At 29.3% G+C, this 14,093-nt stretch carries 14 protein-coding genes; 12 read left to right on the top strand and 2 right to left on the bottom strand.

Features of this window, described 5'->3' with window-relative positions; all coding sequences use genetic code 11:
- The first annotated feature begins 69 nt into the window (after positions 1-69).
- Genes trmB through ACTF56_RS08920 form a run of 4 tightly spaced genes read left to right on the top strand, consistent with a single transcriptional unit; the run spans position 70 to position 2,609 of the window.
- On the top strand, positions 70-744 hold the full coding sequence (gene trmB, locus ACTF56_RS08935) for a tRNA (guanosine(46)-N7)-methyltransferase TrmB (protein WP_438966556.1): 675 nt from the start codon (positions 70-72) through the stop codon (positions 742-744).
- A gap of 10 nt (positions 745-754) precedes the next feature.
- Positions 755-1,381 (top strand): LysE family transporter, encoded by a 627-nt coding sequence (locus tag ACTF56_RS08930; RefSeq protein ID WP_438966555.1) that lies wholly within the window; start codon positions 755-757, stop codon positions 1,379-1,381.
- Positions 1,382-1,387: 6 nt separating this feature from the next.
- Positions 1,388-1,726 carry an MGMT family protein gene (locus tag ACTF56_RS08925; protein ID WP_438966554.1) on the top strand — a complete coding sequence of 113 codons (339 nt, stop codon included), beginning with the start codon at positions 1,388-1,390 and terminating at the stop codon, positions 1,724-1,726.
- A 49-nt stretch (positions 1,727-1,775) separates the two neighbouring features.
- Positions 1,776-2,609, top strand: coding sequence for a hypothetical protein (locus tag ACTF56_RS08920; protein WP_438966553.1), 834 nt, complete (start codon positions 1,776-1,778; stop codon positions 2,607-2,609).
- A 32-nt stretch (positions 2,610-2,641) separates the two neighbouring features.
- Here ACTF56_RS08920 and ACTF56_RS08915 read toward each other — a convergent pair whose 3' ends face one another.
- On the bottom strand, positions 2,642-3,970 hold the full coding sequence (locus tag ACTF56_RS08915; RefSeq protein ID WP_438966552.1) for a sensor histidine kinase: 1,329 nt from the start codon (positions 3,968-3,970) through the stop codon (positions 2,642-2,644).
- A gap of 6 nt (positions 3,971-3,976) precedes the next feature.
- Positions 3,977-5,326, bottom strand: a complete 1,350-nt coding sequence (locus ACTF56_RS08910) for a sigma-54-dependent transcriptional regulator (RefSeq protein WP_438966551.1) — start codon at positions 5,324-5,326, stop codon at positions 3,977-3,979.
- 139 nt (positions 5,327-5,465) lie between these two features.
- Between ACTF56_RS08910 and ACTF56_RS08905 the strand changes: the two genes are divergently transcribed.
- From ACTF56_RS08905 to ACTF56_RS08870, 8 genes are all read left to right on the top strand, one after another.
- On the top strand, positions 5,466-6,707 hold the full coding sequence (locus tag ACTF56_RS08905) for an efflux RND transporter periplasmic adaptor subunit (protein WP_438966550.1): 1,242 nt from the start codon (positions 5,466-5,468) through the stop codon (positions 6,705-6,707).
- A gap of 38 nt (positions 6,708-6,745) precedes the next feature.
- Positions 6,746-7,447 (top strand): ABC transporter ATP-binding protein, encoded by a 702-nt coding sequence (locus tag ACTF56_RS08900; RefSeq protein ID WP_438966549.1) that lies wholly within the window; start codon positions 6,746-6,748, stop codon positions 7,445-7,447.
- A 10-nt stretch (positions 7,448-7,457) separates the two neighbouring features.
- Positions 7,458-8,255 carry a head GIN domain-containing protein gene (locus tag ACTF56_RS08895; RefSeq protein ID WP_438966548.1) on the top strand — a complete coding sequence of 266 codons (798 nt, stop codon included), beginning with the start codon at positions 7,458-7,460 and terminating at the stop codon, positions 8,253-8,255.
- Positions 8,256-8,311: 56 nt separating this feature from the next.
- Positions 8,312-10,750, top strand: coding sequence for an ABC transporter permease (locus ACTF56_RS08890; RefSeq protein ID WP_438966547.1), 2,439 nt, complete (start codon positions 8,312-8,314; stop codon positions 10,748-10,750).
- Positions 10,743-12,041: a TolC family protein gene (locus ACTF56_RS08885; protein WP_438966546.1), complete on the top strand. Its 1,299-nt coding sequence runs from the start codon at positions 10,743-10,745 to the stop codon at positions 12,039-12,041. Before ACTF56_RS08890 ends, ACTF56_RS08885 begins: the two co-directional genes overlap by 8 nt.
- A gap of 128 nt (positions 12,042-12,169) precedes the next feature.
- Positions 12,170-13,312, top strand: a complete 1,143-nt coding sequence (locus ACTF56_RS08880; protein WP_438966545.1) for a P-loop NTPase — start codon at positions 12,170-12,172, stop codon at positions 13,310-13,312.
- 80 nt (positions 13,313-13,392) lie between these two features.
- On the top strand, positions 13,393-13,632 hold the full coding sequence (locus ACTF56_RS08875; RefSeq protein ID WP_438966544.1) for a NifU family protein: 240 nt from the start codon (positions 13,393-13,395) through the stop codon (positions 13,630-13,632).
- A 178-nt stretch (positions 13,633-13,810) separates the two neighbouring features.
- A partial coding sequence (locus tag ACTF56_RS08870) for an NAD(P)/FAD-dependent oxidoreductase (protein ID WP_438966543.1) occupies positions 13,811-14,093 on the top strand: 283 nt, incomplete at its 3' end.

Below are 14,093 nucleotides of genomic sequence, written 5' to 3'. Positions count from 1 at the left end.
GGTGTAATAAAGTTATATAAAGATTATCAAAACTTTATTTTTATTAATTTTACCAAAAAATAAATTGTAGTGGGAAGTAAGAATAAATTAAAACGTTTTAAAGAAAACGAAACATTTGAAAACGTTTTTCAACCAACTAGAGAAGAAGTAACTTCGGGTAATTTCTCTTTAAAAGGAAAATGGAATAGCGATTTTTTTAAAAATGACAATCCTTTGGTGTTGGAATTAGGTTGTGGAAAAGGCGAATATTCAGTTGGTTTAGCCAAACACAGTCCAAACAAAAACTTTATTGGAATAGATATTAAAGGAGCAAGATTTTGGAGAGGAGCAAAAACAGCAGTTGATGAAGGCATGAAAAATGTGGCTTTTTTGAGAACTCAAATTGAACTAATCGAAGATTGTTTTGCCGAAAATGAAGTAGATGAGATTTGGATTACTTTTCCTGATCCACAAATAAAATACAAGCGTACCAAACACAGAATGACAAATACCGAATTTTTACAACGTTATAAAAGAGTGTTGAAAGAAAATGGAATTATGAATTTAAAAACGGATAGCGAGTTCATGCACGGATATACTTTAGGATTGTTACATGGTGAAGGTCATGAAGTTATTTATGCCAATCATGATGTGTATAAAAATGAAGGTTCTCCTACTGAAGTTACAGGTATTCAAACGTTTTATGAAAATCAGTATTTAGAAAAAAACAAAGCAATTACTTATATTAAGTTCAGAATAAAATAAACCCTTTTTTATGAATATAATGCTACCATTTATTACAGGATTTTTAATTGCAGCAGTTGGTATTGTAGCTCCTGGTATGCTAAATATGACCATTGCAAAATTAAGTATTACAGAAAATAAGAAACAAGCTTTATTGTTTTCTTATGGTGCGGTTTTGGTAGTTTTTATTCAATGTTTTATTGGTCTTTATTTTGCAAAATTTTTAGATAGCCATCCTGTTGTGAGTGATAATCTCAAAAAATTTGGAGTTATTATTTTTATTTTATTAACCATTGGTTTCATATATGCGGGTTTAAAATCAAAAAAACCAAAAGTTGAGGTCGAAATAAAAGACAAGAAAAACAGGTTACTTTATGGAATTTCATTATCTTCATTAAACATGTTTGCTATACCTTATTATGCTTTTGTAAGTTTAACTTTAGCTTCCAAAAACGTGTTTGATTTTACTATTTTATCCATTATTATTTTTTCAATTGCAGCGGCTTTAGGGACTTATTTTATTTTTTATTTGTACGCAATTTTGTTCAAAAAAGTAGAACACAAGGTAGGATTTATTACCAATAACATCAATTTTTTAATTGCTGTTGTAACAGGTATTGTTGCTGTTTCTTCTTTGTATAAAATGATGTCAGTGTAACCTATTTTGACAAAACAAAGTTCCAATAACGATAATTTTTTTGAACGAGTTTATGAAGTAGCTCGACAAATTCCTTACGGAAAGGTCACTTCTTATGGAGCTATTGCAAAAGCTTTAGGTGCAGCTCGTTCTGCAAGAATGGTAGGCTGGGCAATGAACGCTTCTCATAATATGGAAGATATTCCTGCTCATAGAGTTGTTAACAGAGTTGGGTTGCTTTCGGGGAAACATCATTTTGGAGGAACAAATTTAATGCAGCAACTTTTAGAATCAGAAGGAATAAAAGTTGTGGATAATCAAATTGTAGAATTTGAAAAATATTTTTGGGAACCCAAAATACTTTAACAAACTAATTCTTCGTTATTACTTTATGCGAATAATAATCTTGTTATCTATGATATTATTTTTCTCTTGTTCTAAAAAGCGAGAAAGTGATTTGCCACGCTTAATTGGTACTACATCAGATGATGATATAGAAGTAAACAGTAAGGAAATGCTAAACGTTTATGTATTTAATCCTTTAGCTTTTAATTTTACAAAAAACACAATAATTAAAGATATAAGCAAAAGATATGATTCTGTTAGAGTTGTAAAAATTCCATTTGATTCTGTTGTACCCAAATTTGATCTTAAAGTTTTTATTGATACTACTTATATTATTTCAAATTCGTACTATGAACATAAATTTGTTTCTAGACCAGATCCAAATCATATTGTTATAAATGGAATGTTAAATAATAAAATTCCAAATGAATTTGAAACTATTAAAGCTAATAACATTTTGTTTGAATACCTTAATAAGGTAAGTGAACTTAGAGAAGATAAAGTTAAATGTTTACCAGTATTAGTTTTAAATAATTCCAACGAAGACACATGTTTAAAGGTGGAATTTATTCAAGAAGCAAGAGACATAGACGGTAAATGGAAACCAATTGAATTCACATTTGAATATGAAATGTGTGGAACAGGAAAACAATTTCAAAGCATTCTTGACCCTAAAAAGTATGCTGCATTTTCAATGATTAAATATTTTGGTGATTTTAAAACTAAAATTAGAATTAAAATGAAAAATAATAATCATATTTATTATTCTAATGAAATAGATGGAAAAATTAACCGTTCGCAATTTAATAAAGATTTTTGTAATTCATTTTTAGAAAGTTATGGGTCAAATATTGATAAATCTGAATATGATTACTATAAAAAAGCTATGTATTTAGAAAATTAATAATTTCCAAATTTCTCGAAAAATCATACCAATCATTCCATCAAGCAAATCATAAAAGTCGTTTGTGCTTCATTATTTTGATAAGCTAAATAGCCACCATGAGCTTCTAAGATATTTTTAGATAAGGTTAAACCAATTCCTGCACCTTCTTTTCTGGTGGTGAAAAAAGGTAGAAATATTTTATCTTCAATTTCGGTATCAATTCCATTTCCAGAATCAGTAATTTTGATAAAAAAGCGTTTTTCTTTGGCTTCAGCCGAAATTATTATTAGTTTCTTTTCATGATTTTCTAAGGCAAAAATGCTATTGGTAAACAAATTTATAAAAACTTGTTCCATTTGATAAGCATCTACATAAAGCCAACGTTTTTGATTGATTTCAAGCTGAATTTCAATTTTATGTTGTTTAAAAAGAGGCTTCATGATTTCAATGCAATCTTGAATTAAAGCACTAATTTCAACTTTTGTTTTTTGTGGTGTTGGTAACATAGCTAGTTTTCTATAACTCTCCACAAATTGTTGCAAATGATCGCTTCTGTTGAGCATAGTAACAACACTTTGCTTCATGTCATCCAAATCTTCTGTCGAAAGCGATTCTTGTTGGACTAATTCATGTAAATTCTGCGATAACGAACGAATAGGTGTCAACGAATTTAAAAGTTCATGCGAAATCACTTTCATCAAATTAATCCAAGCTTCTTTTTCTTTTTTCTCAATTACTTTTTGAATCGAATCCAACAAAACCACATAATATTCTTGATTATAGGTTTTGGTTCTTGAAGTTTGCATGACAAAAGTTTGTGAATCTTCACTGTTGACTCTAATTTGTAAAGTAGTTTTTAGCTCATCAAAACCATTCGATTCAATTAAATCACATAAAGTTGGAAATTGATTTTTAAGGTATTTCCATTTGGAAACTTTTGGCACATTAAAATGACTTGAAAAATAATCATTCATTAAAAATATTATCCAATTTTCTTCTTGTTTTTGAAGAATTAAAATGCCTGTATCAATATTGTTTAAGATAGATTGGTAAATAATATCCTTAGAAATTTCTTCATTTTGATTGGTCTTTAGAACACTATAAAGTTTGAATAATTTGGCATAATTATCTTGTGATTTGTGTTTGGAAAAATCAGATGAAAAATCTTTTTCTAAAATAGAAGCAATGGTTTTATCGTATATTAAAAAGGCATTTTTGATGTAATGATACATTTCAATTAGCAATAAAATCAAAATCAAACTACAAAAAAGAGCGGTGTAAACTAATTCTTTTTGATAGATGAAAAACACTATACCAAATCCGGTTAAAAGCAGCAGAATTCTAATAAAAAGTTGGTTATAAATTTTAAATGACTTCATCTTTTTTTAGTTGTTTTCAATACCATATTTTTCCATTCTTCTGTATAAAGAAGCTCTCGACAACCCTAGTTCTTCAGCCGATTTACTGATGTTGAATTCATTTTTCACCAAGACTTTTTCAATAGCTACTTTTTCAATGTCAGAAAGTTGAAAATCATCTGTATTTTCATCATAAGTTGTGATGATTTCTAAATCCAAATCAGCAACATTAATCATGTTATTTTCACATAGAATTACAGCCCGTTCAATGCGATTTTCCATTTCTCTTATGTTGCCATTCCAAGCATGTTTTTCAATTTGCTCCAAAGCTTTTTCATCAAAAACTATCTCATTTCGTTCATATTTAGCAATCATCTTCTCTAATAAAAATTGAGCCAATGGAATTTTATCTTCTTTTCGTTCTCGCAACGCTGGCAAAACAATTTCCATGGTATTGATGCGATAATACAAATCTTCTCTAAAGTTTTTTTGCTGCACTTCTTCTTTAAGGTTCATATTGGTTGCTGTAATAATTCTTACGTTTAAGTGTCTTTGTTTAGTTTCTCCTAAACGAGTTACTGTTTTGGTTTGAATTACCTGCAATAATTTAGATTGTAAATGCAAAGGAACATTGCCAATTTCATCTAAGAATATAGTACCATTTTGAGCGGCTTCAAATTTTCCAACAGTATCGTTTTTAGCATCAGTAAAAGCTCCTTTTGCGTAACCAAATAATTCACTTTCAAAAATATTTTCATTCAACGAACCTAAATCAACTGGAATAAAAACTTCATTTTTTCGTACTGAGTTTTGATGAATATAGTTTGCCATCACATACTTTCCAGTGCCGTTTTCACCTAAAATCAAAACATTTGCATCTGTTTTGGCTACTTTTTGAGCTAATGCATAAGCTTTTTCAATAGATTTTGATTGTCCAATAAAATAGGAAGTCACATTGTCGTTTTTTACTTCTTTTGAAACCACTTTTCTTCTTTCTTGAATTCCTTTTTTGATGGTTTCAAGCATTTTATCATTATCCCAAGGTTTTAAAATATAGTCAAAAGCTCCTAATTTTAAACTTTCAACTGCAGTTTCAACCTTTCCAAAAGCAGTCATTAAGATCACTACAGTGTTTGGTACTAATTTTTTAATTTCCTTTAGCAAATACATACCTTCTTTTCCATCTTCAAAACCAATGCGATAATTCATGTCTAATACAACCAAATCAATCTCATTTTCTGCCAAAAGTTGAATCACATTTTTAGGATTACTTAAGGTATAAATGGTTTCAAAGTGCTTTTTTAATAGCATTTTGGCACTAAAAAGAATATCTTCTTGGTCATCAATTACTAAAATAGAAGCTTGTGTTTTTTTCATGGTGTTCAGTTTCGTACAAAAAGTGTTCAAAAACGAACACTTGATTCTTTAATTAATTTATAAATATCTGATAATTAATAAATTATAAATTTTAAATTTCTGGCATAAATTTGTTAAGTATCTTATTAAAATAATAAATATGGATACTGTCATCAGTCGTAAAAATAACAAAAAAAAGAAGCTATTACTTATAATTCCAATAATTTTGATTTTGGGTTATTTGATTTTTGCTGCTTTTACCAAAAAGAAAACCTTTAATGTTAAAAGAGCAGAAATAACTATAAATTCGGTAGAATCGGATTATTTTGAGGATTTTATTTTGTTTGAAGCTAAGGTTACACCTCTAAATTCAATGTTAGTCAATGTGATTGAAGGTGGTTCGGTTCAAGAGATTTATGTTGAAAATGGTGCTATGGTTACAAAAGGGCAACCTTTAGTTCGTTTGTATAATCCAAATACAGAATTGACCTACATGCAACAAGAAACTTCCATCATCGAACAGATTAATAATTTAAATAAAGCTAAACTAGATTTAAGAAACCAGGAACTGAATCTAGCCAAAGACTTAATTGCAATCGAACACGATTATTTAGATGCAGAAAACTTATACAATTTGAACAAAAAGTTATTCGAACAAGAAATTTTGGCCAAAAACGAATGGAAAGTAACCCAAGAAAATTATCGTTTTCAAAAAGAAAGAATGCAAATCATTAAACAAAGTGTGACTAAAGAAAAACAAGCCAATCAAATACAAATTGGTCAATTAAATCAATCAATTGGGATTATGAATCAAAGCTTGTCAATTCTTAGAAAAAATAAAAATAACTTCTTAATCACAGCACCACTTTCGGGAAGACTTTCTTCCTTTGAACCTATATTAGGAAAGACATTTACACAAGGCAACAGCATTGGAACTATTGATGTGATGCAAGGATATAAATTGGTTGCTGATGTTGATGAATTTTACCTAAACAGAATTGCTGAAGGCCAAAAAGGAAGTGTTGATTTTAACAATAAGATAGTAGAAGTACAAATTACCAAAGTCATTCCTGAAGTAAAAAATGGTAGATTTATGGTTGAATTAAATTTTATCAATCAAAATAATTTAGATTTGAAACAAGGTATTTCTTTTGGTGTACGAATAAATTTGTCTGAAAAAGTAAAAACAATAGTTTTAACAAAAGGAGGTTTTTACCAAGACACTTCAGGTAAATGGATTTTTGTATTAAATGGTAACAAAGCAGAAAAGAGAACCATAAAATTGGGAAGAGAAAATCCACTATACTACGAAGTTTTAGAAGGATTAAAACCAAATGATAGAGTTATTACATCATCGTACCAAGATTATAAAGATGTAGAAATTTTAAATATTGAAGAATAAAAGCTAATCACTAATTACTCACGACTAATTACTAAAATATGATACAAATCAACAACATTTCTAAAGTATTTCAAACCGAAGAAATAGAAACCAAAGCACTCAACGAAGTTTCAATCACAATCAATCAAGGCGAATTTGTAACCATCATGGGTCCATCAGGAAGTGGAAAATCAACACTTTTAAATATTGTTGGGCTTTTAGATAATGCTACAAGCGGAAGTTATCAATTGCTAAATCAAGAAATGATAGGTTTGAAAGAGCAAGAAAAAGCAAAAGTTAGAAAACAAAATATTGGTTTTGTATTCCAAAATTTTAATCTAATTGACGAATTATCGGTTTATGATAACATTGAATTACCGTTAATCTATAACAATGTTCCAGCTTCAGAAAGAAAACAAAAAGTAAATGAAATTGCTGAACGTTTAGGGATTTCTCATCGATTAAAGCATTTTCCACAACAACTTTCAGGTGGACAACAACAAAGAGTGGCTGTTGCAAGAGCATTGATTAACAATCCAAAAATAATTTTGGCAGATGAACCAACAGGAAACTTAGATTCCAAAAACGGAAATGAAGTAATGGAATTATTAACTGATTTGCATGCACAAGGAGCTACAATTTTAATGGTAACGCATTCCAATTATGATGCTTCATTTTCGCAAAAAACAATTGTCATGAAAGACGGAATGATTCTTTCTGAAAAACTAAACAGTAAAAACGTTGATATTTTAATCTCTTAAAAACAAAATCATGGTAAAAATAATTGTAACAATAACCGCTTTTTTAATTAGTTTAATTTCTTTAGCTCAAGTTTCAGAAACACGAGAAGTTACTGATTTTTCTAAATTAAGAGTTTCTAATTCAATCGATGTATTTTATACGATTTCAGATAAAATTAGTGTGAAAGTAGAAACTGATGATAATGAAAAATTAAAGCTCATTAAAACAGAAGTAGAAAACGGAATATTAAAATTATTTATAGACACCAAAGATTATAAACAAAAAGAAACTAAAAAAATTAAAAAAAGAAGTAACATTAGTTTTATAAATGGTATTGATTTTCAAGTTTTAAAAATCACAATTTCTGGACCAAATTTGGAAGCAATCAAAGCAAGTTCGTCAGCTGATGTAAAATTTGAAAATACCAATACTAGTCCAAATTTAGATGTTGAAGTAAGTTCTTCGGCAAGTATTTCTGGAAGGTTTAATTGTACAAATTTAGATATTGATGCTTCATCAAGTGGAGATTTTTCAGGAAAAATTGATGCAACTTCAGTTGGAATCGAATCAAGTAGTTCAAGTGATGTAAATCTATCAGGAAAAGCTACAAAAATTTCAGTAAAAGCCAGTAGTTCATCAGATTGCAATTTAAAAGATCTTATGGTTGAAGAAGCCATTATCAGAGCAATTTCTTCGGCTGATGTTTCTATAAAAGTTACAAAATCAATTGACGCAAAAGCATCATCAAGTGCTTCAATAGTATATTATGGAAATCCAACAGCAGTTAAAAAAGAGGAAAGTTCTTCGGGTTCAGTTAAAAACAAATAATCATCAAAATCAATCAGTAATACTGAACTCATTTCAGTAAAAAAAAACGAATAGTCATGTTAAAAAATTGGACAAATCTTTTCATCTATCATATAAAAAACAACAAGTTATTTACAATTCTTAATGTATTGGGATTAAGCATTGGAATTGCAGGTTTAGTATTCGCAACTTTATATTGGAATGATGAACACAGTTATAACGAATGGAATCCTGGAAAAGAAAAAGTATTTCAATCTATAAGTAAAGTTGGTCCAGATGAATACTGGGCAAGTAACGTAGCACCATTTGAACCCTATTTTAAGAACGATTTTCCTGAATTAGAAGCTTACTGTTATTTAGATAATTGGTATTATGAAGAAATTGTGCAATACAAAGACAAAAAAGAAATTTTTAAAATTGTTGATTCTCAAAAAAACTTCTTTGAAATGTTCCCTTTTCCTTTTTTAAAAGGAAATCCAAAAACGGCTTTAAAGGACAACACAAGTATTGTTTTTTCAAAAAAAGCGGCTGAAAGATTATTTGGAACTATTGATATTCTTGGCAAAGAAGTTACTTATTCAGGAAGAAAATTAGTAGTTAGAGGCGTTTATGAAATTATCGGAAAATCTTCGATGCAACCGGAAGTTGTTACAAATATTGTTATTAATGCGAGGTTAAAAGATGATAAAGATAACTGGGGAAATTTTAGCTACGGTTTGTTATTAAAACTTAAAAACCCTGATGACATTGGTAAAGTTAAAGCCAAAATGGAAAAGTTAATGCGAAAAAATCGTGCTGAAAAATGGGCAGCTGAAGAAGGTATTTCAATCGATGAATGGATTAAGAAAAATGGTGGAGAAGAGTTTCAATTTGTCTTAGAACCTTTAAAAACAGCAAGATTACATTCCATTTCTGAAGGTTATGCAGAAGGAAGAGGAAATTATCAATTCTTATTAACCATGTTTGGTTTATCCATTTTGATTTTAGTTTTGTCCATTGTAAACTATGTCAATTTAGCTACTGCAAATGCAATTAGTAGAGCTAAAGAAGTAGGAGTTCGTAAAATAGTAGGTGCTTCAAAAGGGAATATTGTAAAGCAGTTTTTGTTTGAAACCATCATTATGGTTTTGTTCTCCATCTTACTTTCTTTGGTTATTGTTGAACTTTCATTGCCTTATTATAATCAGTTTTTAGGTAAAGATTTAATCATTTTTGGAGGTCAATTCTACATACAATTGATTTTAATTTTCATTACAACTGTGATTTTTGCTGGAATTTTTCCTGCCATTTATGTGTCAAATTTTGAAACTTTAAAAGTTTTAAAAGGAAATTTTGGTAGAAATAAAAGTGGAGTTTGGTTGCGAAACGGAATGCTTATTTTACAATTTGCAATCGCCACATTTTTTATCATTGGTTCTTATATCGTTTACCAACAAATCAATTTTATCAGTACTAAAGATTTAGGTTTTAAAGGAGAACAAGTACTTTCAATAGATTATCGCAATAAATATAATTGGAGAGAAGAAGGTTATAAAGAAAAGATTTTTAGTCGATACAATATGATTAAAAATGAAGTTTCAAAAATTAAAGGAGTAGAACAAGTTACAACTGGAGCTTTTGCTTTTGGTTCAACAAATGGTTCTTCTTCAGGGTTTTCATACAAGGAAAGTGGTAACATTCAAGCCAAAAATATGGGTGTAGATTTCGGAATGTTAGAAATGTTGCAAATCAAGCTAAAAGAAGGAAGATTTCTATCAGATAAAATGGCTTCAGATACAATTAACTCCATGTTGATTAATGAAACTACTTTAAGAATGATGGGCGAGAAAAATCCAATTGGAAAAGAAGTAGATTGGAATGAACATAAACTAAAAATTGTAGGTGTTGTAAAAGATTTTCACATCTATGGGCCACAAGCTGAGATTCCACCTATGGTTTTCTTTCACTTCAAAACAGTGGATTGGATGTTACAAAATGCTAATAAAATTCATGTAAAAGTAAAAAGCGATAATTTAGAACAAACTATTGCTGATATTCAAAAATTTTGGTTAAAAAATGTGGATTCAGACTATCCATTTACCTATGATTTTGTAGATAAACAATATGCTAGAACATATGCTTCGTATGTAAAACAAAGAAATCTATTTACGTTATTAAATTTCATTGTAATCTTAATTGCACTTTTCGGATTGTTTGCTTTAGCAACATACTCAATTCAAAGAAGAATGAAAGAAATTGCCATAAGAAAAACATTAGGAGCTGAAACATCAGTTTTGCTTAAAGAACTTTCAAAACAATATTTACTATTTTGTATTATTGGTTTTGTGATTGCATTGTTTCCAGTGTATTATTTATTAACACTTTGGTTGGAAAATTTTGCGTTCCGAATTTCAATTTCGTGGATTCCTTTCGCAGTTGGATTTATAGTTTTATTGTTGTTGACTTTATTAGTGGTTTTGTCAAGAGCTTATGCAGCAACGAGAGTAAATGTTTTAAAATATTTGAAGTATGAATAAAGTAACCTTTTTTGTTCTTCTATTTTTGACAGTAGTAAATTCAAATGCACAAGAAAATACTTGGACATTAGAACAATGCATTGCTTTAGGTTTGGAGAATAGTTTTGAAGTGAAAATTAAGCAAATTGAAATAAAAAGAACACAAAAAAGTCATAATTCAGTAGCTAATAATTTACTACCAACAATTAGTTTTGATGCTAACCAAAGTTATAATTTTGGTTCAACGATTGATCCATCAACAAACGGAAGGGTTAGTTCAAACATTCAATACGACAATTTTTTTCTAAGTGCTCGCATGAATTTGATTGATTTCAATACATTGGCAACTTCCCAATTCACAAAATTAGATATTGAAAGAGCAAAAGTGGAGCAAGAAATTTTGGAAAACGAATACAAACTTCAAATAGCAGAGAGCTTTTTTACTGCTTTATATACGCAAGAGTTATTGAAAATTCAAGAAAGTCAAATTGAAAATGCTAAATCCAATTTAGAAAGAATTCAGAAAGAAGAAAACATTGGTAGTAAACCTAAAAGCGATTTGTATGACATGCAACTAAGTCTAGCTCTAGAAGAAAAGACTATCTTGGAAACCAAACAATTGCTTCAAATTCAAAAAAGACAATTGTTTCAATTATTAAATGCTGATAAGATTGAAATAGAGGGTTTAATTTTAATACCCTATTTCAGTTCAAATTCTAATCAAAATTCAACCTTATTTAGCAATCCAAAAGTAAGATTAGCTAAACTGGTTTACGAATTAGGTCAAAAAAGAATCAAACAACAAAGAGGTAATAATTTACCAACCTTAAGTGCTTTTTATAATTATTCTACTTTTTATTATAGACCTTTAAATCAGCCAGAAATAATGGTAAATAGTTTCAATAATCAGTTGTCTGATAACAAAAATCAACAGGTTGGTTTACAATTAAATATTCCTATTTTCAATGGATTCAAAAATACTAGAAATGTAATAGCATTAAAGTTTCAAAATGAAAAAGAAGAAATAGCCATAAAACAAGAAGATTTAAAACTAAAACAGCAAATTCAATTGGAAGAAGAAAAAATAAAACAGATAGAATTATTAGATACCAAATTAATAGCAATAAAAAAATTGACACAAAAAACATTTCAAACTTCACAATCTAAATTTGAAGCAGGAAAAATAGACGCAATAGTATTTTCAAGTGTAAAAAACCAATTATTACAATCAGAATATGAAGTTTTAAAAACCAATTTGCAACGTCAATTTTTAGGTGTAAAATTAAATTTGATAAAGTTTAATCAATTATAAATTCCAACTATCTAATTATAAGAAAACTTTAAACATTGTTGCTTTCAAACTAGTAAACTTCTAACTATATTTGCAATTCAAATTCAGTCTTAATAAAGACTTAATTATTTTGATATAAAAAAGGTAGAATGAAACTAGATAGAAAAGAAATTCTTAAAGCTTTAGAAACCATAACAGTTGCTGGTGAAGGTAAAAATATGGTTGAAAGTGGCGCAGTTCAAAACGTAATCACTTTTGGAGATGAAGTTGTAGTTGATTTATTATTAACAACACCAGCTTTACACATAAAAAAAAGAGCTGAAGTAGATATCATGAAAGTAATTCACGAGAAAGTCTATGAAAAAGCAAAAATAAAAGTTAATATTAAGGTTGAAGCACCAGAAAAACCAGAAAATCCAAACTTAATTAAAGGTAAACAAATTCCAGGAATAAGTAATATTATTGCTGTCGCTTCTGGAAAAGGTGGAGTTGGAAAATCAACTATCACAGCCAATTTAGCCGTAACTTTAGCTAAAATGGGATTCAAAGTGGGTGTTTTAGACGCGGATATTTACGGACCATCAATGCCAATCATGTTTGATGTAGAAAGTGCTAAACCATCTTCAATTGATGTAGATGGAAAATCTAAAATGGAACCAATAAAAAGTTATGGTGTAGAAATGCTTTCTATCGGGTTTTTTACAAAACCAGATCAAGCCGTAATTTGGAGAGGACCAATGGCAGCAAAAGCATTAAACCAAATGATTTTTGATGCACATTGGGGCGAATTAGACTTTATGCTAATCGATTTACCACCTGGAACTGGTGACATACATTTATCTATAATGCAATCGTTGCCAATTACTGGAGCAGTAGTTGTGAGTACACCACAAGCTGTAGCTTTAGCTGATGCTAAAAAAGGAGTTTCTATGTTTTTGTCAGAAGCTATTAAAGTTCCTGTTTTAGGAATTATTGAAAACATGGCTTACTTTACACCTGAAGAATTACCAAACAATAAATATTACATTTTCGGAAAAGAAGGAGCAAAAAATTTAGCGGAAGATTTAAATGTTCCACTATTAGGAGAAGTTCCATTGGTACAAAGTATTCGTGAAGCTGGCGATTACGGTCGTCCTGCAGCATTACAAACAGGTTCTGTATTAGAAGGAATTTTCGAAGAAATTACAAGAAATGTAGTGCAAGAAACAATTAACAGAAACGAAAATTTAGCACCTACAGAAGCAATAAAAATTACTACAATGGCAGGTTGTTCTGCTGTTAATAAAAAGTAGGCAGTGTTCCGTTTTTAGTATTTGGCTAATAAAACAGCTAATCACTAATTAACAATCACTAATCACTAAATACTAAAAATATGAGCACAGAAGATTTAAAAGTAAGTGTTGAAAAAGCTTTAGATGAAATTAGACCTTTTTTAATTTCTGATGGTGGCAACATTACCTTGATTGATATTGTTGACGATAAGCACGTAAAAGTTCGTTTAGAAGGGGCTTGTAACAGTTGTAGTATCAACCAAAGTACAATGAAAGCTGGTGTCGAATCTACCATCAAAAAAAACGTTCCACAAATAGAAACGGTTGAAAATATAGGATAGTTTATTGTGGGCGTTTCCCTTCGGGTCGGGCTTTCCGTTGCAATCTTATGTTTTTTAAAGAAAAAAACATAAGGATTTCCACTATAATCCCTAACGGAACCGTAAAATGATAAAAGTCATAAAATAATTCGAAACAACTTAGCAACTTTGCAACATCAAACTTTGCAACTTAAAAATAATGATTGAAACAGATATATTAATAATCGGAGCAGGTCCAACAGGACTTTTTGCTGTTTTTGAAGCAGGATTATTACAATTAAAATGCCATATTATTGATGCTTTGCCTCAACCTGGAGGTCAATTAGCTGAATTGTATCCCAAAAAACCCATATTTGATATTCCTGGATATCCAGAAGTTTTAGCTGGTGATTTGGTAAACAATTTAATGGAACAAATCAAACAATTTCAACCAGGCTTTTCACTAAGTCAAACGGCTGAAACAATTGATAAATTAGAAGATG

It is taken from the genome of Flavobacterium sp., from assembly GCF_965657075.1.
Taxonomy (GTDB): Bacteria; Bacteroidota; Bacteroidia; order Flavobacteriales; family Flavobacteriaceae; genus Flavobacterium.
Note: the sequence above shows the minus strand (reverse complement) of the source record. Positions and strands in the feature narration are given on the sequence as shown.

Excerpts from the sequence above, each read along its gene's own strand:
- ACTF56_RS08900 (WP_438966549.1), top strand. The coding sequence starts at position 6,746 with ATGATACAAATCAACAACATTTCTAAAGTATTTCAAACCGAAGAAATA.
- ACTF56_RS08880 (WP_438966545.1), top strand. The coding sequence starts at position 12,170 with ATGAAACTAGATAGAAAAGAAATTCTTAAAGCTTTAGAAACCATAACA.
- ACTF56_RS08895 (WP_438966548.1), top strand. The coding sequence starts at position 7,458 with ATGGTAAAAATAATTGTAACAATAACCGCTTTTTTAATTAGTTTAATT.
- ACTF56_RS08920 (WP_438966553.1), top strand. The coding sequence starts at position 1,776 with ATGATATTATTTTTCTCTTGTTCTAAAAAGCGAGAAAGTGATTTGCCA.
- ACTF56_RS08905 (WP_438966550.1), top strand. The coding sequence starts at position 5,466 with ATGGATACTGTCATCAGTCGTAAAAATAACAAAAAAAAGAAGCTATTA.
- ACTF56_RS08890 (WP_438966547.1), top strand. The coding sequence starts at position 8,312 with ATGTTAAAAAATTGGACAAATCTTTTCATCTATCATATAAAAAACAAC.
- ACTF56_RS08875 (WP_438966544.1), top strand. The coding sequence starts at position 13,393 with ATGAGCACAGAAGATTTAAAAGTAAGTGTTGAAAAAGCTTTAGATGAA.
- ACTF56_RS08915 (WP_438966552.1), bottom strand. The coding sequence starts at position 3,970 with ATGAAGTCATTTAAAATTTATAACCAACTTTTTATTAGAATTCTGCTG.
- ACTF56_RS08910 (WP_438966551.1), bottom strand. The coding sequence starts at position 5,326 with ATGAAAAAAACACAAGCTTCTATTTTAGTAATTGATGACCAAGAAGAT.
- ACTF56_RS08930 (WP_438966555.1), top strand. The coding sequence starts at position 755 with ATGAATATAATGCTACCATTTATTACAGGATTTTTAATTGCAGCAGTT.
- ACTF56_RS08885 (WP_438966546.1), top strand. The coding sequence starts at position 10,743 with ATGAATAAAGTAACCTTTTTTGTTCTTCTATTTTTGACAGTAGTAAAT.